The organism is Marinobacter sp., from assembly GCF_039977835.1.
Taxonomy (GTDB): Bacteria; Pseudomonadota; Gammaproteobacteria; order Pseudomonadales; family Oleiphilaceae; genus Marinobacter.
On sequence record NZ_JBDWCL010000006.1, the window covers coordinates 59,633 to 83,009 of the forward strand.

At 57.9% G+C, this 23,377-nt stretch carries 20 protein-coding genes and 1 pseudogene; 7 read left to right on the forward strand and 14 right to left on the reverse strand.

The genetic code is table 11. The features are described from left to right. Positions 1–5: 5 nt before the first annotated feature. From ABJM11_RS02605 to ABJM11_RS02630, 6 genes are all read right to left on the reverse strand, one after another. The gene (locus tag ABJM11_RS02605) at positions 6–1,289 is read right to left on the reverse strand and encodes a TRAP transporter large permease (RefSeq protein WP_348294853.1); all 1,284 of its coding nucleotides are present in this window, start codon (positions 1,287–1,289) and stop codon (positions 6–8) included. After that, positions 1,286–1,882, reverse strand: coding sequence for a TRAP transporter small permease (locus ABJM11_RS02610; protein WP_348294852.1), 597 nt, complete (start codon positions 1,880–1,882; stop codon positions 1,286–1,288). The genes ABJM11_RS02605 and ABJM11_RS02610 overlap by 4 nt, the downstream gene beginning before the upstream one ends. Positions 1,883–1,946: 64 nt before the next feature. Then, positions 1,947–3,011 (reverse strand): TRAP transporter substrate-binding protein, encoded by a 1,065-nt coding sequence (locus tag ABJM11_RS02615; protein WP_348294851.1) that lies wholly within the window; start codon positions 3,009–3,011, stop codon positions 1,947–1,949. A gap of 48 nt (positions 3,012–3,059) precedes the next feature. Next, a complete protein-coding gene (locus ABJM11_RS02620) occupies positions 3,060–3,863 on the reverse strand; it encodes a putative hydro-lyase (protein ID WP_348294850.1) in 804 nt (267 codons plus the stop codon). Between the two features lie 125 nt (positions 3,864–3,988). Next, on the reverse strand, positions 3,989–4,882 hold the full coding sequence (locus ABJM11_RS02625) for a LysR family transcriptional regulator (protein WP_348294849.1): 894 nt from the start codon (positions 4,880–4,882) through the stop codon (positions 3,989–3,991). After that, positions 4,882–5,334, reverse strand: coding sequence for an Lrp/AsnC ligand binding domain-containing protein (locus ABJM11_RS02630; protein WP_348294848.1), 453 nt, complete (start codon positions 5,332–5,334; stop codon positions 4,882–4,884). Before ABJM11_RS02630 ends, ABJM11_RS02625 begins: the two co-directional genes overlap by 1 nt. A gap of 158 nt (positions 5,335–5,492) precedes the next feature. On the opposite strand from ABJM11_RS02630, the gene ABJM11_RS02635 reads away from it, so the two are divergent. Both ABJM11_RS02635 and putA read left to right on the forward strand, forming a co-directional pair. Then, positions 5,493–9,008 carry an NAD-glutamate dehydrogenase gene (locus tag ABJM11_RS02635; RefSeq protein WP_348294847.1) on the forward strand — a complete coding sequence of 1,172 codons (3,516 nt, stop codon included), beginning with the start codon at positions 5,493–5,495 and terminating at the stop codon, positions 9,006–9,008. Between the two features lie 169 nt (positions 9,009–9,177). Continuing rightward, positions 9,178–12,807: a bifunctional proline dehydrogenase/L-glutamate gamma-semialdehyde dehydrogenase PutA gene (gene putA / locus ABJM11_RS02640; RefSeq protein ID WP_348294846.1), complete on the forward strand. Its 3,630-nt coding sequence runs from the start codon at positions 9,178–9,180 to the stop codon at positions 12,805–12,807. Between the two features lie 59 nt (positions 12,808–12,866). On the opposite strand, the gene ABJM11_RS02645 is transcribed toward putA, so the two are convergent. Further along, the gene (locus ABJM11_RS02645; RefSeq protein ID WP_348294844.1) at positions 12,867–13,511 is read right to left on the reverse strand and encodes a DsbA family oxidoreductase; all 645 of its coding nucleotides are present in this window, start codon (positions 13,509–13,511) and stop codon (positions 12,867–12,869) included. A 28-nt stretch (positions 13,512–13,539) separates the two neighbouring features. Then, positions 13,540–14,235 carry a pseudouridine synthase gene (locus tag ABJM11_RS02650; protein WP_348294842.1) on the reverse strand — a complete coding sequence of 232 codons (696 nt, stop codon included), beginning with the start codon at positions 14,233–14,235 and terminating at the stop codon, positions 13,540–13,542. A gap of 74 nt (positions 14,236–14,309) precedes the next feature. On the opposite strand from ABJM11_RS02650, the gene mtgA reads away from it, so the two are divergent. Continuing rightward, positions 14,310–15,011: a monofunctional biosynthetic peptidoglycan transglycosylase gene (gene mtgA, locus ABJM11_RS02655; protein WP_348294840.1), complete on the forward strand. Its 702-nt coding sequence runs from the start codon at positions 14,310–14,312 to the stop codon at positions 15,009–15,011. A 33-nt stretch (positions 15,012–15,044) separates the two neighbouring features. Further along, positions 15,045–15,674 carry a LysE family translocator gene (locus tag ABJM11_RS02660; RefSeq protein ID WP_348294838.1) on the forward strand — a complete coding sequence of 210 codons (630 nt, stop codon included), beginning with the start codon at positions 15,045–15,047 and terminating at the stop codon, positions 15,672–15,674. On the opposite strand, the gene ABJM11_RS02665 is transcribed toward ABJM11_RS02660, so the two are convergent. Next, positions 15,671–16,372: a lytic transglycosylase domain-containing protein gene (locus ABJM11_RS02665; RefSeq protein WP_348294836.1), complete on the reverse strand. Its 702-nt coding sequence runs from the start codon at positions 16,370–16,372 to the stop codon at positions 15,671–15,673. The two genes, ABJM11_RS02660 and ABJM11_RS02665, sit on opposite strands and share 4 nt — an antisense overlap. A 225-nt stretch (positions 16,373–16,597) precedes the next feature. Here ABJM11_RS02665 and ABJM11_RS02670 point away from each other — a divergent pair, with 225 nt between their 5' ends. Continuing rightward, positions 16,598–17,086 (forward strand): shikimate kinase, encoded by a 489-nt coding sequence (locus ABJM11_RS02670; RefSeq protein ID WP_407069952.1) that lies wholly within the window; start codon positions 16,598–16,600, stop codon positions 17,084–17,086. A 27-nt stretch (positions 17,087–17,113) separates the two neighbouring features. Here the strand turns inward: ABJM11_RS02670 and ABJM11_RS02675 are convergent, their stop codons facing one another. Continuing rightward, the gene (locus tag ABJM11_RS02675; protein ID WP_348294832.1) at positions 17,114–17,290 is read right to left on the reverse strand and encodes a DUF1328 domain-containing protein; all 177 of its coding nucleotides are present in this window, start codon (positions 17,288–17,290) and stop codon (positions 17,114–17,116) included. A 222-nt stretch (positions 17,291–17,512) separates the two neighbouring features. Here ABJM11_RS02675 and ABJM11_RS02680 point away from each other — a divergent pair, with 222 nt between their 5' ends. After that, the gene (locus tag ABJM11_RS02680) at positions 17,513–17,992 is read left to right on the forward strand and encodes a hypothetical protein (protein WP_348294830.1); all 480 of its coding nucleotides are present in this window, start codon (positions 17,513–17,515) and stop codon (positions 17,990–17,992) included. A 36-nt stretch (positions 17,993–18,028) separates the two neighbouring features. Then, positions 18,029–18,919, forward strand: coding sequence for a DMT family transporter (locus ABJM11_RS02685; protein ID WP_348294828.1), 891 nt, complete (start codon positions 18,029–18,031; stop codon positions 18,917–18,919). Here ABJM11_RS02685 and ABJM11_RS02690 read toward each other — a convergent pair. From ABJM11_RS02690 to ABJM11_RS02705, 4 genes and pseudogenes are all read right to left on the reverse strand, one after another. Next, a complete protein-coding gene (locus tag ABJM11_RS02690) occupies positions 18,916–19,653 on the reverse strand; it encodes a maleate cis-trans isomerase (RefSeq protein WP_348294826.1) in 738 nt (245 codons plus the stop codon). The genes ABJM11_RS02685 and ABJM11_RS02690 overlap by 4 nt on opposite strands. Positions 19,654–19,659: 6 nt before the next feature. Beyond that, on the reverse strand, positions 19,660–20,202 hold the full coding sequence (locus ABJM11_RS02695) for a GGDEF domain-containing protein (protein WP_348294917.1): 543 nt from the start codon (positions 20,200–20,202) through the stop codon (positions 19,660–19,662). Positions 20,203–20,352: 150 nt separating this feature from the next. Continuing rightward, a pseudogene (locus ABJM11_RS02700) lies at positions 20,353–21,483 on the reverse strand (7TM diverse intracellular signaling domain-containing protein); the annotation flags it as partial. 158 nt (positions 21,484–21,641) lie between these two features. After that, positions 21,642–23,360 (reverse strand): bifunctional protein-serine/threonine kinase/phosphatase, encoded by a 1,719-nt coding sequence (locus tag ABJM11_RS02705; protein ID WP_348294825.1) that lies wholly within the window; start codon positions 23,358–23,360, stop codon positions 21,642–21,644. Between the last annotated feature and the right edge of the window lie 17 nt (positions 23,361–23,377).

Below are 23,377 nucleotides of genomic sequence, written 5' to 3' on the forward strand. Positions count from 1 at the left end.
TTTGATCACTTCATCAACTCAGGCAGGAACGTAGCCACCTGAGGGAACAGCACCAGCACGATGGCCATCAGGAACATGATGCCAACGTAAGGCATGGCGCCTTTCATCACGTCGCTGAATGGCCCACCCTTTCGGACTCCCTGCACCACGTAGAGATTGAGACCCACCGGAGGTGTAATCAGGGCCATTTCAATCAGCAGGATAATCAGGATGCCGAGCCACACCGGATCAAAGCCCAGGCCGATCAGGATCGGGGCGACAAGGGGAATGGTGATAACCATCAGCGACAGGGTTTCAATGAAGAAGCCGAGAACGATGTAAAGCAAAATGGCCAGCACCAGTGTGGAATAGGGGCCAAGACCGGCATTTTCCAGGAAAGCGGTCAACTCGCGGGTGACGCCGGCTGAGGCCAGTACAAAGTTCAGGAAGTAGGAGGCAATGATGATCAGCATGATCATGCCCGTCGTCTTCATGGTGCCATCCAGTGCTTCGGTAATCACCCGCACCGACAGTTTTCTCATGAAGACGGCAATGACCAGTGCGCCCAGCACGCCGAGAGAGGCCGCTTCGGTTGGTGTTGCCACGCCGGCATAGATAGAGCCGACGACAATTCCGAACAGTGTCAGTACCGGCACCAGGTGTTTGAGGCCGGAAAAACGGTCGCCCCAGCTGTGCGACACACTGGGCCCGCCGAGGGCTGGCTTCCAGATACAGATCAGTGCGGTACCGACAATGAACATAAGCGCGAGCAGAAGGCCCGGCAGCAGGCCTGCGGCAAACAGCTGCGGAATAGAGGTTTCGGTCAGGAATCCATACACGATCAAATTGATCGACGGCGGAATCATGATGCCCAGGGTGCCGCCGGCGGCAATCGAACCGGTGAACAGCTTGGGGTCGTAACCCATCTCTTTGCCCTGTGGAAGCGCCACGGTGCCGATGGTGGCCGCGGTGGCGACACTGGAACCGGAGGTAGCGGAGAACAGGGTTGCGGTGCCGATGTTGGCGTGGAGTAAGCCGCCCGGCAGCCAGGACATCCAGCTTTCCAGGGAACGGTAGGTGCCACGGGCAATGCCGGTGCGCACCAGGATCTCCCCCAACAGGATAAACAGGGGTATGGCGATCAGCAGGTATTTGTCCGACGCTGACCACAGCACATCCCCCATCGCATTGAGCAGTGGAAAAGGTGAAAACAGCTCTGCAAGAATAAGGGCCAACGCAATCAGCGTGGCGGCCACAGGAACACTCATGAGCAGCAGAACCATCAGAATCAGCAGCGCGGTAATGATCATGAGCGTGCTTCCTTGTTTTCGTCTTCAATCTGTTCGTCGAGCGTTGGGCTGCCCGCCAGTTTCTGAACACCTTCTGTATCGCCGCTGAGCAAGCCGAAGAAGGCTCTGAGGGAAACTATGGACACGGCAAAACCAAACCAGACCAATCCCACAAACCAGAGCGCCTGTGGCATCCATAAGGGGGTGCCCAGTGGTGTGTTGGCGGTGGACCCGCCGCTATAGGAGTGGCTGAGGACGCCGAAAACCGCGTCGACCACCAGGATTGAGAACATCGCCAGTGCCAGCAGAGCTACCAGGTCAAGCACCCCGCGCACTTTCATGGGAAAGGTGAGGTACAGGGCATCAATGCGAATATGGGCCTTGCACATCAGGGTGTAGGCGAAAGACCAACTGGCGCTGATGGCCATGATGTAACCGGTCAGTTCGGTAGCGTGGACCGCTGAACGACCCATAAACACCCGGGAGGCTACTTCGACCGTAACCAGGGCCACGGTCAGCAGGATCATCACGCCGCCTGCCCGGGCAAACCACAGCGAGCCGACTTTGACGCCAGCGAGCACGCGGTCGAGAAACGAGTTCACCTGTTGCAACATAGGGTTCTCCAGACCGACCGGGGCGGTGTGATCACCCCGGTCGCCGTTATGGGTGAGAGGCGTATTACTTGGACGCACTCAGTCCGGTTACGTCACCTACAGTTTCATTCCAGCGGTCAACCCATTCCTGGTCGACACGCTGCGCCCAGTTTGGCAGCAGTGTCTCTTCCAGGTGGCGAGAAGCCTCAGTGAAATCACTATCGGTAGCCTCCACCAGGGTCATGTCACCGGCGTCACCGCGGGAGCATTCGCCATTGCCGGTCAGGCATGCGATGCCTTCTTTGGTCTCTTCAACCGCTGAGGCCCAGACCGGGTCTTCGTAGTTTTCCTTGATTTCAGCGCTCAGCCACTGCTGGGTTTCCTCTGACAGTGAGTTCCATTTCTTGCCGTTCATGGCAGTCACCACATGATCCCAGCCGCCCACAGGCAGTGGGTAAAGGTGGGTGGATACTTCATGCCAGCCAGAGCTGTAACCAGACAGGGAACCGGTTACGGCACAGTCGATAACGCCACGCTGCAAGGCACCGGGCACTTCACTGAAGTTCAGGGTGATACCTTCGGCACCCAGAGCCTGGAGGAATTCGGCGGTGGTACGGCCACTGGCGCGAACCTTCATGCCCTTCAGGTCACTCAGGCCGTCAATCTCCGCGTTGCAGAACACCATCTGCGAGGGGTAAGGCACAACGGCCAGCAGCTGAGCGCCGTCGTAGCGTTGTGCGAAGGCATCCGCGAGTACCGGCCGGTAGGCTTCTGCCACCTTGCGGGCGGTCTCCACGTCGGGAGCAATCATGGGCATATCCAGGGCTTCCAGTTCCGGGGCATCCTCAACCGCATAATCCGCTACCGTGGATGTGACTTCTATGACGTTACGGCTCATCAGCCGGTAGACTTCACCGCCGCCCAGGCCCATCTGGTCAAAGGTGGTGACTTCGGTGGTGATCTTGCCATCAGAGGCTTCCGGAACGTGTTCTCCCCAGAATGGGCGTTCGAAATTCTGGTACAGCGACAGGCTGCTCCAGCTTCCCACGTAGTTAAAGCTGGCTTTGTCCGGCTCCTGCGCCAACGTGGGTGAACTGGCCAATGCCAGGCCCATCAGGGAGGCTGAAACGAGGGTTTTTCTTGTATTCATAGTGTTTTCCTCATGGTCTTCGTCGGGGGTGGTTCGTTTCGGTTCTGATTAAAAAAGGGCCAGGCTGTTGTCAGGAATATCCGTGACCAGCATGTGCCCCGGACTGTGGGTGATCGCGAATTCGATACCGGAATCGATCAGGACCTGCTGCGGTGTAACCCCACAGGCCCAGAACACCGGAATTTCATGTTCACCCACGGAAACGGAGTCGCCGTAATCCGGCGTGCCCAGATCGGAAACGCCGATCAGTGAGGGATTGCCCAGGTGCACGGGAGAGCCGTGGACCTGCGGGTAACGGGTAGTGATCTGGATGGCGCGGATGGCGTCTGCGGCCACAAACGGTCGCATCGAGACAACCAGGTTGCCGCCAAAACCGCCCGCTGGCGTCAGGGGTACAGAGGTGTTGTACATCGGCACGTTTCTGGCCTCGTCTATATGGCGAACCTGAAGCCCGGCGCTGATCAGGGCATGTTCAAAGGTGAAGGAGCAACCAAGAGCAAAAGTCACCAGGTCCCCCCGCCAGTCGTCCGCCACATCCGTACGGGTGTCACTCACCTGACCATGGCGGTAGATGCGATAGGCTGGTACATCGCGGGCAATGTCCAGATCACGACCCAGAAGAGTGCAAGTGCGGGCGCCAGGTTCACTGACTGCCAGCAAAGGGCATGGCTTGGGGTTGGCCTGGCAGAAACGCAGGAAGCCCGCTGCCTCGGATTCCGGCAGGATGACCAGGTTGACCTGGACATAACCGCTGGCAAGCCCGGAGGTTGGCCCTGTCAGGCTGCCTTCTCTGGCGGCCTGGCGAACGGCCTGGGGTGTAGAGTGTGCGTCCAGCTGAGCGATGCTTGTCATGTTTCTGCCCAATAGATGAGTTTCTTACATTTAAGGCAGAAGTGATGATTAATACAAATCGAAATTTGGGATCAGTTTCGATAGAAAAAATGGATCACTCATGTTTTTCAACGCTCTGCGGGGGACTATTCGACCAGTCCCGCGCGTTCTTTTGCGGTTATCAGTGCCAGTTCCGCAATGGCATGTACGACACTGCTCGTTGGCGCGGCCCTGTAGGCCGCAATGAAAGTGAGGTCGGGCACGGTTGCTTCAACCTCGAATTGCCGCAGGGTTCCGGTGTCCAGTTCACGTTGCAGGATTTCCCGGGGAAGGGCGCTGACCCCAAGGCCATCCACCGTCATGCGGATGATGGTTGAAAGCGACGAGCAGGAGTGAATGCGGGTGGAATGGTTCATCGGGTCCACCAGTGAGCGGATGGCAACGTAGGGCTCGCTCTGTCTCGGGTAGGTAACGATTGGCCAGGTGGCGAGCTCAGCCAGGGACATGGCCTGGTCAGGGATGTTGAGCTGGGGGCTTGCAACCCAGGTCAGCGAGTAGCGGCACAGGTCCCGGTTGATGATACCGGGCTGGTTGACGCCACCCATGAGAAAGGCCACATCGATCTCGTGGTTCTTGAGTTTTTCTGCCAGGTTGACCGAGATATCCACGTCCAGCTCAAGGTTGATGGCCGGGTAGGCTTCGCTTACACGTTCCAGCAACTGAGGGAGCCAGGTATGGGCAATGGTTTCCGAGACGGCAAGGCGAATGGTGCCCTGGATAGAGGATGGTTTGGCCACGGCCTGGAGCATCTCACCGTGCAGACTCAGCATTTTCTCGGCATACACGAGAAATTCCCTGCCCTTGGCAGTCAGGGTGATCTTCTTGCCTGAACGATCAAACAGCTCTATGCCAAGCTGGTCTTCCAGGCCGGCAATTCGGGCTGATACCGAGGGTTGTGAGGCGTAGACCCTGTTGGCGGCGGCACGGAAGCTACCCAGCCTGGCGATCCAGACAAACGTTTCCAGGGTACGGATGTTCATCAGATCCCTGCGTCCTTGACGTTTTCCATCACCACGAATGTGCTGGTCTGCAATACATGGGGTAGGGCGGATATCTGCTCTCCCAGTACCTGTCGGTACTCCGCCATGTTACGGGTGCGTACTTTCAGCAGGTAGTCAAAGTTGCCGGCGATCATGTGGCATTGCTCCACTGCCGAAATCTGTTTTGCTGCGTTGTTGAACGCTGTCAGAGCGTTGCTGCTGGTGTCGTTCAGGGTCACCTGGGCGAATGCGATGTGGCTTTGTCCGAGTTTGGTCTGGTTGATCAGCGCGGTGTAGCCGGTGATGTAACCCTGTTCTTCAAGGCGCCGCATGCGAACCTGACAGGGTGTCTTCGACAACCCCACCCGTGAGGCGAGCTCCGTCACTGTGATCCGCGCGTGCTTCTGCAATTCGCGGATGATGGAGTGATCGATTCTGTCCAGTTCGACCATAATTTCATTTCCTGGCTGGATATACGGCTATTTATGGTCACGAATATAATCAAAATACCTGTACTTTAAAACTATACAGACAAAGGGCCTTCAGCGAGTTGGCTATACTGGGGGTGTTCAGTCATACACGTGCCAGTTGATATCCGCGGAGACGATCAATGACCCCTGCCGAAGCCAGACAAAAACAAACGCTGCTGGAACAGCTCTCAGATGCCCTTGAGGGTGAGGATTACGACCCGGACGACTCGCGAAACCTGCGTGAAATTGTCGCGACCATGATGGAAGAATCCGTGTCGTGGGACGATGCACTGCTGCAGCGTCTGGCCGAGGCTCTTGGTGATAAGCCCGGACAGCGGGTTGCCAGCATGTTCAGTGGCGGTTTCCCGTCCAGCTACCGGGCCAAATTTTCCGTGCAGGATGCGGTTGAGGACATTCAGCAGATTCAGTCCATTGCCCTGACGTCCGATGTGCCCATGCGCTTCTATCAGCCATCGGAGCAGGGCATGCAGGAACTCAGTTTCAAGCTCTACAGCCAGGGCAAGTCGGTGATCCTGTCAGATGTCATTCCGATTCTGGAGAACCTTGGCATGAGGGTTCTGGGGGAGCATCCGTACCGTATTCGCCGGCGTGATGGCGAGCAGTTCGGAGTCAGTGATTTTACCGTGGAGTTCCATTCCCGTTGCCGCGGCGCGGACATCGAGAAAGCCAAGCCCCTGCTACAGGAAGGGTTTCGCGAAATCTGGAATGGCTTTGCGGAAAACGATGACTTCAACCAGCTGATGATGGCGGCAAGCCTGGGCTGGCGGGAAGTCAGCGTGCTGCGGGCCTATTCCCGCTATATCAAACAGCTGCGTTTCGGTTTCAGCCAGCCGTTCATTGCCGATACCCTGGCGCGACATCTCGATATCACCGCGCTGCTGGTGAAGTTCTTCAGGGCCAGGTTCGACCCCGATGCTGCGGCGGCTGAACGCCGGGAGGCAGAGGCGGCACGGATTGAAAGTACCATTCTCGACGCCCTTGAGGCAGTGACAAGCCTTGATGATGACCGGATTCTCAGGCGGTTTTATGTGCTCATCAAGGCAACCCTGCGAACAAACTATTTCCAGCGCCAGGAGAGCGGCGAGTTCAAGGGCTACCTGTCGCTCAAGCTGGACCCTTCCTCGGTTCCTGATATCCCGAAACCCTGTCCGCATTTTGAGGTGTTTGTATGCTCACCCAGGGTGGAAGGGGTACACCTCAGGGCGGGTCCGGTGGCCAGGGGCGGGCTGCGCTGGTCCGACCGCAGCGAGGACTACCGCACTGAAATTCTCGGGCTGGTGAAGGCCCAGCAGGTGAAAAACTCAGTGATTGTGCCCGTCGGTGCCAAGGGTGGGTTCATCGTCAAACAGCCGCCGGAAGAGGGCTCCCGGGAGGCCCTGAGGGAGGAGGGTATCACCTGCTATCAGACGTTCATCCGGGGGCTGTTGGACCTGACTGACAATCTGGATGAAGGAAAGGTCGTACCACCGGCCAATGTGGTCCGTCATGATGGCGACGATACCTACCTGGTGGTGGCCGCTGACAAGGGCACCGCAACCTTCTCCGATATTGCCAACCGACTGGCCCATGACTACGGCTTCTGGCTGGGAGACGCGTTTGCCTCCGGTGGCAGCGAGGGCTACGACCACAAGAAGATGGGGATTACGGCCAGGGGCGCCTGGGAGTCGGTCAAACGCCACTTCCTGGAAAAGGGCATCAACACCCAGGCTGATGAATTCACCGTGGTTGGTATCGGCGACATGGGGGGCGATGTATTCGGTAACGGCATGTTGTTGTCGGATCGTATCCGACTGGTCGGGGCGTTCAATCACCTGCATATCTTTGTTGACCCCGAGCCGGACGCAGCTGCCTCTTTTGCCGAACGCAAGCGTCTGTTCGACATGCCTGGGTCGAGCTGGGCGGATTATGACGAGAAGCTGATCAGTGAGGGTGGCGGTGTCTTTTCCCGGGCTGCCAAGTGGATCCCTGTTTCACCCCGGATGCAGGCCTGTCTGGGGATAGAAGCTGACCGCCTTGCACCCAATGAGTTGATCAGGGCACTGCTGAAAGCCCCGGTGGACATGCTCTGGAATGGTGGCATCGGCACCTATGTGAAAGCAGCGAGTGAATCCCACGCAGACGTGGGCGACAAATCCAATGACGCCGTGAGAATTGATAGTCATCAGTTGCAGTGCCGGGTGCTTGGAGAAGGCGGCAACCTGGGGTTTACCCAACTCGGCCGGATTGAGTTTACTCGCGCCGGAGGGGCGGCCAACACGGATTTCATCGACAACGCCGGCGGGGTGGACTGCTCGGACCATGAAGTAAATATCAAGATACTTCTCAACGAACAGGTGCGACGAGGCCAGATGACGCTGGACCAACGCAACCAGATGCTCCGGGCAATGACCGCCGAGGTGGCGGAGCTGGTACTGCGAAACAACTACCGCCAGGCCATGGCATTGAGTCTGGCCCAAAGCGGTGCGGTGGCCACAACGGACGAGTATGAACGCCTGATGCGGCGGCTCGAAGCTGAAGGGAAGCTCGACCGGGCTCTCGAGTTCCTTCCCGATGATGAGGAACTCAGGGAGCGGCGGGAACGGGGCTCGGGCCTCACTCGACCGGAGCTTTCGGTGCTCATTTCCTACGCCAAGATCGAACTCAAACAGGCGCTGCTGACCACGCCAATCGTTCACGATGATCGCTTTATAGATGCGCTCTATTCGGCGTTCCCGGGCTCGTTACTGGAGCACTTTCCCGAGGCGATTGACACCCATCCGCTGCGTGCGGAAATTTCAGCAACCCAGATTGCCAATGACATGGTGAACCGCATGGGCATCAGCTGGGCGGACAAACTGCGTAACGCTACCGGTGCCGAAAGCGGGCGGATTGCTGCAGCGTACCTGATCTCCCTGCAGATCCATGACGTAGAGACTCAGTGGAAGGCCGTAGAAGCGCTGGATGGCAGGATCAGCCCCGACGTGCAGGCGGAACTATTCAGTGACGTGATCCGCCTGGTAACGCGCAGCACCAGCTGGCTGCTGCATAACCGCCGGGGCGATCTCGATCCGGCCTCCTGTGTTGCGCACTATCAGGGGCCGCTGGCTGAAGTATTGTCATCAACAGAGCGTCTGGGGTCGGTGATTCCTGCAAGCCGCTGGCATGAGCGCTATGATAGGTACTGTAAGCAGGGTGTTCCTGAGGGCCTGGCGGCTTACGGGGCTTCTGCGGAGAGCCGATACTGGCTGATGGACATCATCGAGATTGGTCGCCAGCTGGGGCAGGATCTGGAATCGGTGGCCTGGGTCTATTTCAGCCTCGGGGAAGGCCTTAATCTGACCTGGCTGGACCGGCAAATGCGTGCCTTCCGGGCCAGCGGCCACTGGCAGGTTCTGGCGACGCTCCATTATCGTGATGAGCTCGATCATCAGTTGCGGAACCTCACCTCCAGTGTGTTTTCTGCGGCGACGGTGGCAAACAGCGCCCAGCAGGTGTCACCGGAGCAGATGCTGGAAGCCTGGCGCGACGACAAGCAGGCGCTACTGGTGCGCTGGCATCGGATGCTCGGAGACATGCAGGCTGCGAATGACGTTGATTGCGCAGTCTTCTCTGTGGCTCACAGCGTACTTCGAGAGCTGGCCGCACAGGCAGACTGACCGGTCAGTTCAGTAAATTCACCTGAATACTGACCATATGACAGGAAGAACATAAATTATAATTCATTAAAAAAGCCTTAAAGCCGCGCCTGTCTGGTTTTTACAGTCAAATAGCCTTTGTCGTTCCCGGTAGAATGCGGGAAAGACAAACAACTGAGAGGGTTCAACCATGAGACCGCAGCAATCAGAGACTCCCACACTGGTCGATAGCCGGCAGGCCATTCGCAGTTATTACCTGGCGGATGAATACAAGGTGATTAGTGAGATGATTGCTGGCGCCCAGTTGACCCAGGCCGAGCGCGACGCAATCTCCGCTCGCGCGGCCGACCTGGTACGCAGCGTCCGCAAGAACGCCAAGTCCACCATCATGGAAAAATTCCTGGCGGAATACGGCCTCACCACCAAAGAGGGTGTGGCGTTGATGTGTCTGGCGGAAGCGCTGCTGCGCGTACCCGATAACCTGACGATTCACGAGCTGATTGAAGACAAGATCACTTCAGGCGCCTGGGGCACCCACGTAGGCCGGGCGTCGTCTCCGCTGATCAACACGGCCACTGTGGCGTTGTTGATGACCAGTAACCTGCTCAAGGACTCCGAGCGCCACAGCGTGGGTGATACCCTGCGCAAGCTGCTCAAGCGTTTCGGTGAGCCGGTGATTCGTACCGTGGCCGGTCAGGCGATGAAGGAAATGGGCCGTCAGTTCGTTCTGGGTCGTGATATCGACGAGGCACAGGACGAAGCGAAAGAGTACATGGCCAAAGGCTACACCTACTCTTACGATATGCTGGGCGAGGCTGCCCGCACCGACGATGACGCGAAGCGTTATTACAACTCCTATTCCAGCGCCATCGACAGTATTGCCAAGGCCTGCAAGGGGGACGTGCGCAAGAATCCGGGTATTTCCGTCAAACTGTCCGCTCTGCTGGCCCGCTACGAGTATGGCAACAAAGAGCGGGTGATGAACGAGTTGCTGCCCCGGGCGAAAGAGCTGGTCAGGAAGGCGGCCGCCGCCAATATGGGTTTCAACATTGATGCCGAGGAACAGGACCGGTTGGACCTTTCCCTGGATGTCATCGAGGCACTGGTGTCCGATCCGGAACTGGCCGGCTGGGATGGCTTTGGTGTGGTGGTGCAGGCCTATGGCAAGCGCTCGGCATTCGCGCTGGACTGGCTCTACGGACTGGCGGAAAAGTACGACCGTCGCTTCATGGTGCGTCTGGTCAAGGGCGCCTACTGGGATGCCGAAATCAAGCGGGCGCAGGTCATGGGCCTGAGTGGCTTTCCGGTATTTACCCGCAAGGCCTGTAGCGACGTGTCCTTCCTGTCCTGCGCCACAAAACTGTTGAACATGACAGACAGAATCTACCCGCAGTTTGCCACTCACAACGCCCATTCCGTCTCGGCGATTCTGGAGCTGGCAAAATCCAAGGGCGTGGATAATTACGAGTTTCAGCGCCTGCATGGCATGGGCGAGTCACTTCACAACGAAGTGCTGAAGGTCAGTGGTGTGCCCTGTCGGATTTACGCGCCGGTGGGTCCTCACAAGGACCTGTTGGCTTACCTGGTTCGCCGTCTGCTGGAGAACGGCGCTAACAGCTCGTTCGTGAACCAGATCGTGGACAAGCGGATCACGCCGGAGGAGATCGCCAAGGATCCGATGGATTCGGTCCGGGAAATGGGGACCAACATTTCCAGTAAGGCCATCGTGCATCCCTTCAGGATCTTTGGCGAGCAGCGACGTAACTCCAAGGGGTGGGATATCACCGACCCCGTCACCGTGAAGGAAATCGATGAAGGCCGTGACGCTTTTCGCGATCATCGCTGGAAAGGCGGGCCGATCATTGCCGGCGAATTGGCTGGCGCGGAAGTGCAGATGGTCCGCAATCCTGCCGATCCGGAGGACACCGTGGGCCACGTGACCCTGGCCTCCGAGGCAGACGTCGACATCGCCATTACCGCAGCTCAGGAAGGTTTCAAGTCATGGTCTGCCCGGTCGGCAAAGGAGCGGGCCGACTGTCTTCGCAACGTGGCTGACCTATACGAGGACAACGCCTACGAACTCTTCGCCCTTGCCACCCGGGAAGCCGGGAAGTCGCTGCTGGATGGCGTTGCCGAGATCCGTGAGGCAGTGGATTTTGCCCTGTTCTACGCCAACGAAGGCATTCGCTATGAGAGCAGCGGCGATTCACGTGGGGTGATGGTGTGCATATCTCCCTGGAACTTCCCGCTGGCGATCTTCACCGGTCAGATTCTCGCCAACCTGGTGGCGGGTAACACCGTACTGGCCAAGCCCGCCGAGCAGACTTCATTGCTGGCGGTTCGGGCAGTGGAGCTGATGCACCAGGCGGGCATTCCCAAAGATGTCATTCAGTTGCTGCCAGGCACAGGCGCCACCGTAGGTGGTGCGTTGACCTCTGATTCACGGGTTGCCGGAGTATGTTTTACCGGTTCCACGGCAACGGCCCAGCGTATCGACGGGAAGATGAGTGAAAACATGGCCCCCGACGCTGCGCTGGTGGCTGAAACGGGCGGGCTGAACGCCATGATTGTGGATTCCACCGCGCTGCCCGAACAGGTCGTTCGGGATGTGCTGGCCTCTTCCTTCCAGAGTGCCGGTCAGCGCTGTTCCGCACTGCGTATGCTCTATGTGCAGAAAGACATCGCCGACCACCTGCTGGAAATGCTTTACGGTGCCATGGACGAGCTTGGCGTGGGTGACCCGTGGCTGCTCTCGACAGACGTCGGCCCGGTAATTGATGAGACCGCCAGGAAGAAAATCACCGAGCACTGCGACAAGTATGAAGCCAAAGGGCGCCTTATGAAGAAGGTACCGGTGCCGGAGAAAGGCAACTATGTCTCGCCGGCCGTTATCAGCGTTAGCGGTATCGAGGAGCTGGAAGAAGAGATCTTTGGTCCGGTTCTGCATGTGGCTACGTTCGCGGCCAAGGACATCAACAAGGTGGTGGACGACGTCAACGCCAAGGGTTACGGCCTGACCTTCGGCATTCATAGCCGGGTCGATCGCCGTGTTGAGCAGATTGCCAGCCGGATCAAGGTCGGCAACACCTATGTGAACCGGAACCAGATCGGTGCCATTGTCGGCTCCCAGCCGTTCGGTGGCGAAGGCCTGTCCGGAACCGGCCCCAAGGCCGGCGGCCCTCAGTATGTGCGTCGTTTCCTGAAGGGTGAGACCGTTGAGCGTCCGGCGGATTCCGGGGCGAAGCAGGTGGACATCAAGAAGCTTGAAGGGCTGATCGGCAAAGTAACGGGTATGAAAGCACCTGCACCGGAGCCAAGGTTGGAAGCGATAAAGCCGATCTTCGGCGAGGTTCCCGCGCCGCTGGATGCTCACGCTGAAGAACTGCCGGGGCCGACTGGCGAACTGAACCGCCTGAGCAACCACGCGCGTGGCGTGGTGCTTTGTCTGGGGCCGGACAAGGAAACTGCGCTGGAGCAGGCTGCAACCGCGTTGTCTCAGGGCAACAAGGTGGTTGTCATTGCTCCGGGTGTTGAAGAAACCGTCAGCAATGCCGCCGAGGCGGGCCTGCCGATTGTTGGTATCGACGGGCTGCTGGAGCCTGACGCCCTCGCCCAGGCGCGTGGCTTCCAGGCAGCGGTGAGCTGCGCCGGACAGGCCCTGTTGAAAGAGTACCGCCAGGCACTGGCAAAAAGGAATGGCCCACTGCTGCCGCTGATTACCGAGCACACGCTTGATCAGCGGTTCGTGATTGAGCGTCACCTGTGCGTCGACACCACAGCGGCAGGCGGCAACGCGAGCCTGATTGCAGCCTCCGAGTAACGGCTGATCCGTCCCCCAGGGAAGGGGAGTTATTCAGGGGCCTGTCGCCGGGGGACTGCTCAGGCAGACTCGGCGATTTCCCGAAACGCCTTTATCAGCGTTTCAGGTTCCTGGGCGCCGGAAATCAGGTATTTCCGGTTGATAATGTAGGCAGGCACTGCCGACACGCCTGCCTGCTGATACTGGGCCTCGTCCTGCCGGACGGCATCTGCATACAGATCCGATGCCAGCACTTCGCGGGCTTTATCGCCATCCAGCCCGATGGCCTCCACGCAATAGATCAGCACTTCGGGATTGGAAACGTTTTCCGCGCGGCCGAAGTAGGCCTCAAAGAAAGCCATCTTCATTTCCGTCTGTTTGCCCTGTTCACCCGCCCATTTCACCAGCCTGTGGGCATCAAATGTATTGCGGGTATGGCGCTCCTGAAGCTTCTCGAAGTTCAGTCCCAGCGACGTGGCAATCTCCATCATCTGTCCCTGGCTGGCTCTCATCTCGTCTTCACTGCGGCCATATTTGCGACTCAGGGCAGGGAGGATGGGTTCGCCATCGCCGGACGAGTCGGGGTTCAGTTCAAATGCATGCCATTGCAGGGTGAACTCCATATTGTCTTTCAGGGCCTCCATGGCTTTCTCCAGGCGGGCATAACCGATGGCACACCAGGGGCAGGCAATGTCCGAAACGATATCGATTTGCAGGATTGTCATGGCAGCTCCGGATTGGGTTGAGTCAATGTCAGGGTAGCAGGTTGATCTCGGTATCTGTTAACGAACGGTAGGCGCCGGGGGCGAGGCTGTCGTCAAGGTTAATGCTGCCCATCCTCTCCCGGTGCAGTGTCGTGACTCGATTGCCGACGGCATGAAACATGCGCTTTACCTGGTGGTAGCGGCCTTCATAGATAGTAACTCGTGCTTCCCGGGCTGCAAGCAGTTCGAGCTGAGCCGGTGACGTTGTTATCTGCTCGAACTCGAACCAGATGCCGTCAGCGAAACGGGCGGCGGTTTCCGGTGAGATCGCGCTTGCGGTGGATACCCTGTAGACCTTCGGAATTCTGATTTCCGGTTCGGTCAGTCGGCGCGACCAGGCGCCATCATTCGTCAGAATCAACAAACCGGTACTGGCCCGGTCCAGTCGACCGGCAATATGAAGGCGGTTGTGAAGGCGGCGGTCGATCAGCTCCATTACGGTTTTGTGAACCTTGTCGGTTGTCGCACTGAGGTATCCTGCCGGCTTATGAAGCATAAGATAGCAGGCCGGCTCGCCCGGCTGGATGACGGAGCCACGGCAGGCCACTGTCGAGAAGCGGTCTACCTCACGCGCTGGCTCCCTGCACACAGCACCATCCACTGTTACCACCGCGGCTGCAATCAATGCGTTGGCCTGCCTGCGGCTGACACCGTTTTGATTACTGAGAATTCGGGAAAGCTTCATGGGGTCGGTGTTATAGTCCTGTCAGACTTTACGCGTTTTAACGACGATACCTGCAACCGGCTGATGATAGCATTGTGGCTCGACCTTCTTTGATCCGAAAATCCCTGGGAACCGTTGCCTGGCTCCTGGCTGGGCTCTCGTTGCTGGTTATTGCGGCGACTGTCCTTTTCCGATTTGTGAATCCGCCCACTTCCGCCTTCATGCTGGGACACCTCATGTCCGGCTCCGGCCAGGAAGTGAGGCAGGAATGGGTGGGCCTGGATGATATCTCACCCTGGATGCCGCTGGCGGTAGTGGCCAGTGAAGACCAGCGTTTTCCCCATCACCATGGTGTCGACTTCAGCGCCATCCGCAAGGCTCTGGCGGAATACCAGGCCGGCCAGGGTCTGCGCGGCGCAAGTACCATCACGCAGCAGACCGCCAAGAATCTGTTCCTGTGGAACGGGCGAAGCTTCATACGTAAGGCGCTTGAGGCAGGGCTGGCACTGGGCATCGATGGGCTCTGGCCGAAGCGGCGGATTATCGAGGTATACCTGAACATCGCCGAGTTTGGTCATGGGGTCTACGGCGTTGAGGCGGCTAGCCGACTGTATTTCGGTATCCCTGCCAGCCAGTTGTCTCAAACCCAGGCTGCCCGGCTTGCAGCCGTTCTGCCCAATCCGAAAGTTCTCAGCGCAGCCAGCCCCTCTGCCTACGTGTGGGAGCGGGTAGCGTGGATTCGCGGGCAGATGGCACAGCTCTCGGGGTTGCGTTATCTGCAGGAGCTGTATAATTAAGGGTTTCGCATCCGTCACTATGAGAGTCTGTTTGTGTTGTCACTGAACCTGGCCCTGTTGTCCGCCTTTGTCCCGACATTCTTTGTGGTGTCCATTACCCCGGGTATGTGCATGACCCTGGCGCTGTCTCTGGGTATCACCATTGGCGTGAAGCGGGCGTTGTGGATGATGGCGGGCGAGCTCGTTGGTGTCGCCCTGGTGGCGACGGCCGCAGCAGTGGGTGTGGCAACCTTTATGCTGAAATACCCGACAGCGTTCGCGATATTCAAGTACGCTGGCGGTGCCTACCTCGCATGGCTGGGCATCCAGATGTGGCGTTCCAGGGGCAAGATGGCAATGCCCGAGGAGGATGCGGAACCGGTTGAAAGCTCACGCCTGCAACTGGCGCTCCAGGGGTTCGTTACGGCAATTGCCAACCCCAAGGGTTGGGCCTTCTTCATTGCACTGCTGCCACCGTTCATCGACAGCAAACTGCCGATGGCGCCGCAACTGACGGTGCTGGTCCTGATTATCCTCGGCCTGGAATTTCTCTGCCTGCAGCTCTATGCGCATGGTGGCAAGACTTTGCGTAAAGCGCTCAAACAGGGCGGGGGCGTTCGAACGGTGAACCGTGTAGCGGGCAGTCTGATGATACTGGTGGGAGCGTGGCTGGCGTTCGGCTAGTTGCTCGCATACCGTTGGTGAAGGATCCCCACCCTTTCGACATAGGCTCGGGTTTCGGCGTAGGGCGGTACGCCACCGTGGCGGCCGACAGCGCCCGGGCCGGCATTATATGCGGCCGTTGCCAGCCTGGTATCGCCATTGAAACGTTTGAGCATGCGGGCCAGGTAATTAACGCCGCCGCGAATGTTTTCCGGGGCAACCATCGCATTGCGAACGCCCAGCTCTTTTGCGGTGGCGGGCATCAATTGCATCAGCCCCTGGGCACCCTTGGGTGACAGAGCCTTGTCATTGAAGGCGGACTCCGCGTGTATTACGGCCCGAACCAACGCCGGGTCCACGTCGAATTCGCTGGCAGCAGTGATGATTTCGTCACGATAGGGTTTCAGGAACAGCGGGGTGGTACGCCAGTTTACGCTTGAATCAGGGTCGCAGGCGTAGCAGTGGAAGCGGATGACGTCGAAATTCGTGCTCGCCGGTTGTGTGCCGCTGTAGGCAACTACACCGTTATCGTCCTTGTAGCGGTAAACCACTTCATCCTTGGTGGACGCACGTTTCTGGCTGCTGCCTTTTACGTTGGTGTACTCCACTCGTCCATCGGGATGAACGATGCGCTTGATACTGTCCGCCTTTCCCGGCGCAGAAGCTACCAGCAGCAGAAGTGCCAGCGATGAAGCGATGAAGGTTTTGCCGCTTGTCATTGTTTGCTCTTGGGCTGCTTGATCAATAAAACCGGCTGGCTACTCCGCCTGCGTGCCAAAGCCCCGGCCATTACCCTGATTATACGGCTATAGTTTCTTTAAGAAACCGCAATGTCTGTCGCAAAAGTGTTATTTTCCAGTATAGCCGGCCAGTTCTCACTATTGGCAAATTCCGGAGGTCAAGTGCCCGCAACCAGAACAGCGAGTAACATTGTGCTTATCGGTATGCCGGGCAGTGGCAAAAGCACGGTCGGGGTTTTGCTTGCCAAACGGCTGGGGCTGGGGTTTATCGATACGGATCTGCTGATTCAGCAGGAGTCTGGGCGTACCTTGCAGGACATCGTTGATCACGACGGCTACCAGGCGCTACGGCGAATAGAAGAACAGGTATTGCTCAAGCTGGAGGTACAACTCCAGGTCATATCGACCGGCGGCAGTGCGGTCTACAGTGAACCGGCCATGCAGCATCTTGGAACCGATGCCGTTATCGTGTTTCTGGATATTCCGCTGGAAATCATGCTTGAGCGAATCGGTGATTACAGCGCCCGGGGGATCTCCCGTCGGCCAGACCAGTCGCTGGAAGACCTGTTCACCGAACGTTTCGGGCTTTATTCCCGTTGGGCAGACATTGTGATCGATTGCGTCGGCAGAAACCACGAAGAGGTTTGTAATGCGCTTGTGGTAGGGCTGGAGCAGGCCCGGGAGCAGCATTGAAGTCCGCTGCCCCGGGCTTGCGAAGTTCTAGACCTTTGGCCCTTTACCCTTCATGGCATTGGCGACCAGGGTGACAACAAGCAGGATGAGAAAAATGAAAAACAGTACTTTCGCAATCCCTGCAGCGGTCCCCGCGATACCGCCAAAACCGAGTACACCAGCGATTATGGCAACGATGAGACATACAACAGCCCAATAGAGCATATCCTTTCTCCTATCAGATGGCTTCGTCTCTAAACGTGGCACATCAAGCAGAGAGGCACAAACAAGAGAAGTCCACAAAGAGTGACGGAACGATGGCGATTTCTTTTAAGGTTATGTTTTTTAAGCGTATTAATCGGTGTTGTCAGTTGATTAATATTTACTAAGGTACGATCAGCCGCCGAAGATTGCTATTGTCTACCCAATAAACTCAGGAGAATTCTGATGTATTCAAGAAAGGTTGGTTATTCTCTGGCATTTGTTCTGGCCATTGGCATGTCCGGCAGTCTCCATGCAGACTCACCAGATGACTCGTCGGTCGAGTCGCTCCGGAAGGAAACCCGGGAGCTGGGCCAGGCCCTGAAGGAGTTCGGCGCAGACCAGAAAGCCGAGGCTGAGGCGGCTATTGAAGATACGCTTTCGGCTCTGGACAAGCGCATCGAAACCCTGCAACAGGAACTGGACCAGAACTGGGACGATATGAGTGACAAGGCGAGGGACCGGTCACAGAAGAGCCTGGAGTCACTGCGCGAACAGCGGCAACGCGTTCAGGAATGGTATGACGAACTTCAGGCGAGTTCATCCTCGGCCTGGGAACGCGCCAAGAAGGGCTTTTCCGAGGCCTATGAGGCATTGTCCAGGCAGTGGAACGACGCTGAGCGGAACCTGACTGAAGAGTCTGACAAGGAAAAGGACAGCATCTGATCCGCTCCTACACACGTTTACCTGGCGACTAAGCCTATGCCCCAGATTTTCTATTCGTTTTTCGTGCCGGCCCTGTTTGTCTGGCTATGGAGCACGGGCTTTATCGGCGCCAAATATGGTTTGCCGTTTGCCGAGCCTTTTACCCTCCTGCTGATACGAATGCTGTTCACGCTGGTATTGCTCAGCGTGCTTGCCTGGTTCATGAAAACCCGCTGGCCCGGATGGCGCGGCGCGGGGCATCTGGCGGTGACAGGGTTGCTGGTTCACGGCTGCTACCTGGGGGGCGTGTATTATGCCATTCAGGGTGGCATGCCTTCCGGCATTATCTCGCTGATCGTTGGCTTGCAGCCGTTGGTAACCTCGGCCGTAGCGATTCTGGTTCTGAAGGAAAGTGTTTCGTCCCGTCAATGGTTGGGCCTTGCCCTTGGCCTTGTTGGGGTGACCCTCGTACTGACGGAAAAGTTTGGTGGCGGCACAGCCGCCTCGTCGTTTCCGTTGTGGACGCTGCTCTGGGCCGCACTGTCTCTGGGCGGGATATCCCTTGGCACGGTCTATCAAAAGCGTAACGGTACCCAGGCGGATCTTGTGGCTGGCACCTTTATTCAATACAGTGCTGCGGCTACCTTTTTTGCCGTTGGCGCTTTTGCCTTTGAAACTCGTGAGGTGGAGTGGGCCCTGCCACTGATATGGTCGATGGTCTGGCTGGTCCTCGGTGTTTCCATTGGCGCGATTCTGCTGTTGATGTGGCTGATTCGCCGCGGCGCGGCCTCGCAGGTGGCGAGCCTGTTCTACCTTGTGCCGCCGGTTACTGCCCTGGAGGCTTACTGGCTGTTTGATGAGCGCCTGGGTGTACTGGCGATGATTGGCGGCGCTGTGTCCATTACCGGCGTCGCCCTGGTGGTAACCCAGCGCAGACAGGCGGCTTAATCCCAGGGATTGACCCGGAATAGCGTGCCGGGGCCCTGCTGGGGCGTGAGCTTGCCGCAGAGCCTCAAGCCCTCCCAGAAACTGACCTGGTTTGCCGTCAGCACCGGCTTGCCTGCAGCGGCCTCCAGGTCCTCCAGCCAGGCGGCGGAATGCAGTGCGGTATCCGGCACCAGCAGTGCGTCGGCGTGCGGATGGTCGTTACCTGTCACAAACCGCACGACTGCTTCTTTTCCAAGCGTGCCCACCTCTGCAGCTGTGATGATATTCTGGCTCGTCAGGTGTACTACTTCGATATCAAAGTGTTCCAGGAACGCCTTGAACAGCAGGGCGACGTCCCGGGGGTAAGTTGCAGCAATGGCTACCCGCTTTGCGTTGATCGCGGTAACGGCTCGTGCAAATGCCATGGCGGTGGTGGAGGCGGGGATGTGAAGCAGGCTTTCAAGTGTGTCAATCTGCTCCCGGATTCCGTCAATGCCCCGCACGAAGCTGGCGCTGGTGGATGTCCACAGAACGGCTTCCAGGTCCTTGCCCGTGAGATGCCGCGCCCCTTCGCTTAGTCGTTGAGGACTTCCCATTTCCGTGAGTGCTTCCACTGTGTGGGCATCTTCGTTGAATCCGGTATGTACCACCGTGACTTCCGCTGCTGGCGAGACCATCCCGGCAAGCCGGGGGTAGTCGTCCTCGGCAGCGTGGCCCGGGTATAGAAATGCGATTCTGGCGGCGGTGTCGTTCATGATGATTCAACCATTCTCAAGCACGTGCTCGCTGTACAGTGTAACCCGGTTACGCCCCTCCTGCTTGGAGCGGTAAAGTGCCTGGTCCGCACGCTCCAGAAAGCCCTCACTGGTGTCTTCGGGTGCCGGAACCGCGGCATGGACTCCCAGGCTTATGGTCAGCTCCAACGGGCCGACCCGCGTTGCTATGGGCTTCGCTTCTACGCCTTCACGGACTCGCTCTGCTACCATAACGGCGGTCTGCTCATCGGTGTCGGGGAGTACCACACAAAACTCCTCACCACCATAACGGGCCACCATGTCGGCTGGCCAGCGGGAGTGAGCCTGGATACGCCCGGCGATCTCCTTCAGGCAGTCGTCACCCGCCTGGTGGCCGTGAGTGTCGTTGACCGGCTTGAAGTGATCCACGTCGATCAACAACAGGGCAATGCTCTTGCCGTCCACGATCGCCCGTTGAAACGTGTGCTTCAGATAACGATCCAGAGAGCGGCGGTTGCTGATATTGGTGAGCTGGTCGGTATCGCTGAGCTGTTGCAGTCTGCGGTTCACCTCCTGGAGTTCCTCGGTGCGTTCCCGGACTTTCTGTTCTAGTGTCTCATTGGCCCTGAGCTGTATTTCCAGTGTTCTGGCTTGCGCCTTCTGAGCTTCCTGCTGCAACTGGATGCGTTGCCGGCTTTCGGTACTGATGCGGTCGGCAATGGCCAGTGACAGGAAGATGGCTTCTATCGCCGCACCAATCTGCCAGCTGTGTTCAGTAAAGGTGTTACTGGGGATCAGCGCCCAGGACTTCAGGCTATACGTTAGGCCGCCAATAATCAGCATGGTCCAGGCAATGAGGAAGTACCGGGCTGCCGGATTACCCTTGTGCAGGCTGTTCCAGCCTACGAGCCAGAGCGTGAGCGCCGTGACGGAAGCCAGGGGGTTGGCAAGCCGGATAGACAGGTGATAGTCGATAAAAATGCTCAGGCCGCCAATGACAAGCGCCGCGTACTGGATGGTCACCACGAGCCGGTCAAAATGGGGTTGTTGATCCCGTGTTGCCAGTAAAACCCGGGTGAACTGCATGATCATCCACATGGCCAGACTGACCAGAACAGACATCGCCTCCCGCGACCACCACGAGCTTTCCAGCCCGAAGTACTGGTAGCCAAGACCGTTGAATAAAGTAAAGAACAGGCCCTGGTGCACCACAATCACGCCGATGTAGTAGCCGTAAACCCGATCCCGCAAAGTCACCAGCAGGAACAGGCTGAATACCGTCATGGTGACGATCAGCCCCTGAAAGAACGTCAGCCAGGAGCGGCTGGTCAACTCGATTTGCTGGAGCCCGTCGTCGGTGTGTAGATACAGCGGGATGGTGAGGGTATCGGCGCTGTCGGCATACAGGTAGTAGTAGGCGTCGGTGCCAGGCGGCACTGTGATGGGGAAAACGAAGTGTCGCGACGTATAGGGGCGGTCCGGAGGCGCCACCAGCCGCCCGGATTCCGTTTTTCTGTACTCACCGCCTTCCCGGGGCTGGTAAAGGTACAGATGATCGACAAAAAGAGAACGGAACTCCAGATAGCGTTTCAGAGGCTCGGTGCCTGTGTTCTGAAGCCGGAAACGCACCTATTGGCCGGCGCTGGTGTAACCGGCATTCAGCACCCGCCCGGTGTGACGACTGAACTGTTCCCCAAGCGCCCGGACGTCGCTCAGTTCCAGGGTACGGTCGGGATCTTCGAGGTATTCGATATGTGGCCCGAGTGACAGGCTGTCCTCTGCCCCGGTAATGTCGATCGGTTCCAGTGCCAAAGAGCTGGGGGCGATGGCCAAAAGAAGGCACAGAAACACCGCAAGCCGGCTGATGGGCGCCGGTAACTTCCACAGAACTGGCTGGTAACCAATAACGCGTTGCAATGAAAACTCTCGATGGTTTGCTGGAACCTTGAACAAATATTCGTCAAATATCTCAGAATTGGGGTATTAAAACAGTATTCAACGTGTTGGTTTTATGTAGTCATAAGGTATATCACTGCGCAAACCAGCAGCGCTGATACGCTCTGCCAGAAAGCCACTGGGTTGCGCTCGAGCAATGGCGGTCGGGTTTTGTTGCGGAAGCCGGGATTGGGGTGGCGCAGGTCGAAGGTGAACTCGGATAGCTCCTGGTAACGCTTGTCCGGGTTGGGGTGCACGGCTTTTTTGAGGGTTTCGTCAATCCAGGCGGGAATTTCACGGTCGTCGTCCAGTACCGAGGCATAGTTGAGCCTGCGCATGGCGGACGCAGTGCGGGATTTGGCCACCTGGGTACCGTAGGGAAAACGGCCACACAGCATGTGGTAGGTCAGCACGCCCAGCGAATAGAGGTCGGAGCAGGTGGTGCCCGTTTCCCCCAGGAAGTATTCCGGGGCCATGTAGAGTGCGGTACCGGGTGTGTCATTGGGTTCCAGTGTTGCGGATTCAACAATGCCGGCCACCCGGGCCGAACCGAAATCAATGATCTTTGCGGTGCCGTTGGTATCGATCAGGATGTTGTCGGGGCGTATGTCCTGATGCAGTATCTCCATACGATGGAGGGCGTACAGGCCGCGGGCAATCTGCACTACCAGGCCACGGACAACCTCCAGATCCGGTTTGGGGTTGTCGATCAGCCACTGCTTCAGGGTCTGCCCTTCTATGTATTCGGTCACCGTGTACAGGTAGTTGCGTTGGCGGTTCTGCACGCCCGCCTTGAGCACATGGGCGCTGTTTACTCGCCTGGCAATCCACTCTTCCATCAGGAAACGTTCCAGGTAGCCCGGATCGCCCCTGAGGTCGATAGACGGAGTTTTAAGGACCACACGGGTGTCGGAGGCGGTATCCAGGGCAAGATACACATGGCTGCGACTGGTGGCGTGAATTTCCCGGAGTATGGAGTAGCCGTCGAAGGTCTGCCGTGGTTCGAGAATGGGGGGGAAGGGCAGCTCTTCTGCCCGCCGCTGAAGCTCCGTGGATGTCTGCTCGGGCAGTTGATCAATCCGTACAATCTGTACGCTGAGATTGTCGTCGCTGCCGCTGTTCAAAGCGGTGTTGACCATGGTCCTGGCGGCTTCGTCGAGGTCTGTGGGGGACTGATTGATGGCGCCAATCAGTTGTTGTGCGCTGGCATGTTCGTAGACGCCGTCCGTTGCCAGAATAAAAATGTCGCCCTGTTTCAGTGGCAGGGACTGGTAATCAACATCCAGCAGTGACTCCACCCCGAGGGCGCGGCTCAGATAGCTCTCCTCCTGGGATATCCATAGCCGGTGATCGTTGGTGAGCTGCTCCAGGGCCCTGTCCCGCAGACGGTATATCCGGGTGTCACCAACATGGAACAGGTAGGCCATGGACGCCTTGATCACCAGGGCGCTCAGTGTGCAGACATATCCTTTGTCTTTTTCATATCGGTAAGGACTGTTACGGGTCTGGGCATGGAGCCAGGAGTTGGTAGCGGTAAACACCCGCTCGGCGGATTTGCGTACGGACCAGGCTTCCGAGGTGCAGAAATAGTCATCCAGAAAGCTTTTCACGGCTGTCTCACTGGCAATGTGGCTGACGTCACTACTGCTGACGCCATCTGCCATGGCAAAAGCGATGCCTTTCATGCCCAGGCGGGGCCCGGCCGGCATGGCACAGCCGTGGAAGTCCTGGTTGGACGGCTTTCGGCCTTTGTCCGAGTGCTGGCCCGTTGAAACTTTCAGGTACTTGGTCATGAAGAAATATCAAAGAC

What these genes read in the sequence shown, in the direction of transcription:
- ABJM11_RS02605 (WP_348294853.1), bottom strand. Translation starts at nt 1,289, where the DNA reads ATGATCATTACCGCGCTGCTGATTCTGATGGTTCTGCTGCTCATGAGT.
- ABJM11_RS02610 (WP_348294852.1), bottom strand. Translation starts at nt 1,882, where the DNA reads ATGTTGCAACAGGTGAACTCGTTTCTCGACCGCGTGCTCGCTGGCGTC.
- ABJM11_RS02615 (WP_348294851.1), bottom strand. Translation starts at nt 3,011, where the DNA reads ATGAATACAAGAAAAACCCTCGTTTCAGCCTCCCTGATGGGCCTGGCA.
- ABJM11_RS02620 (WP_348294850.1), bottom strand. Translation starts at nt 3,863, where the DNA reads ATGACAAGCATCGCTCAGCTGGACGCACACTCTACACCCCAGGCCGTT.
- ABJM11_RS02625 (WP_348294849.1), bottom strand. Translation starts at nt 4,882, where the DNA reads ATGAACATCCGTACCCTGGAAACGTTTGTCTGGATCGCCAGGCTGGGT.
- ABJM11_RS02630 (WP_348294848.1), bottom strand. Translation starts at nt 5,334, where the DNA reads ATGGTCGAACTGGACAGAATCGATCACTCCATCATCCGCGAATTGCAG.
- ABJM11_RS02635 (WP_348294847.1), top strand. Translation starts at nt 5,493, where the DNA reads ATGACCCCTGCCGAAGCCAGACAAAAACAAACGCTGCTGGAACAGCTC.
- putA (WP_348294846.1), top strand. Translation starts at nt 9,178, where the DNA reads ATGAGACCGCAGCAATCAGAGACTCCCACACTGGTCGATAGCCGGCAG.
- ABJM11_RS02645 (WP_348294844.1), bottom strand. Translation starts at nt 13,511, where the DNA reads ATGACAATCCTGCAAATCGATATCGTTTCGGACATTGCCTGCCCCTGG.
- ABJM11_RS02650 (WP_348294842.1), bottom strand. Translation starts at nt 14,235, where the DNA reads ATGAAGCTTTCCCGAATTCTCAGTAATCAAAACGGTGTCAGCCGCAGG.
- ABJM11_RS02665 (WP_348294836.1), bottom strand. Translation starts at nt 16,372, where the DNA reads ATGACAAGCGGCAAAACCTTCATCGCTTCATCGCTGGCACTTCTGCTG.
- ABJM11_RS02670 (WP_407069952.1), top strand. Translation starts at nt 16,598, where the DNA reads ATGCCGGGCAGTGGCAAAAGCACGGTCGGGGTTTTGCTTGCCAAACGG.
- ABJM11_RS02675 (WP_348294832.1), bottom strand. Translation starts at nt 17,290, where the DNA reads ATGCTCTATTGGGCTGTTGTATGTCTCATCGTTGCCATAATCGCTGGT.
- ABJM11_RS02680 (WP_348294830.1), top strand. Translation starts at nt 17,513, where the DNA reads ATGTATTCAAGAAAGGTTGGTTATTCTCTGGCATTTGTTCTGGCCATT.
- ABJM11_RS02685 (WP_348294828.1), top strand. Translation starts at nt 18,029, where the DNA reads ATGCCCCAGATTTTCTATTCGTTTTTCGTGCCGGCCCTGTTTGTCTGG.
- ABJM11_RS02690 (WP_348294826.1), bottom strand. Translation starts at nt 19,653, where the DNA reads ATGAACGACACCGCCGCCAGAATCGCATTTCTATACCCGGGCCACGCT.
- ABJM11_RS02705 (WP_348294825.1), bottom strand. Translation starts at nt 23,360, where the DNA reads ATGACCAAGTACCTGAAAGTTTCAACGGGCCAGCACTCGGACAAAGGC.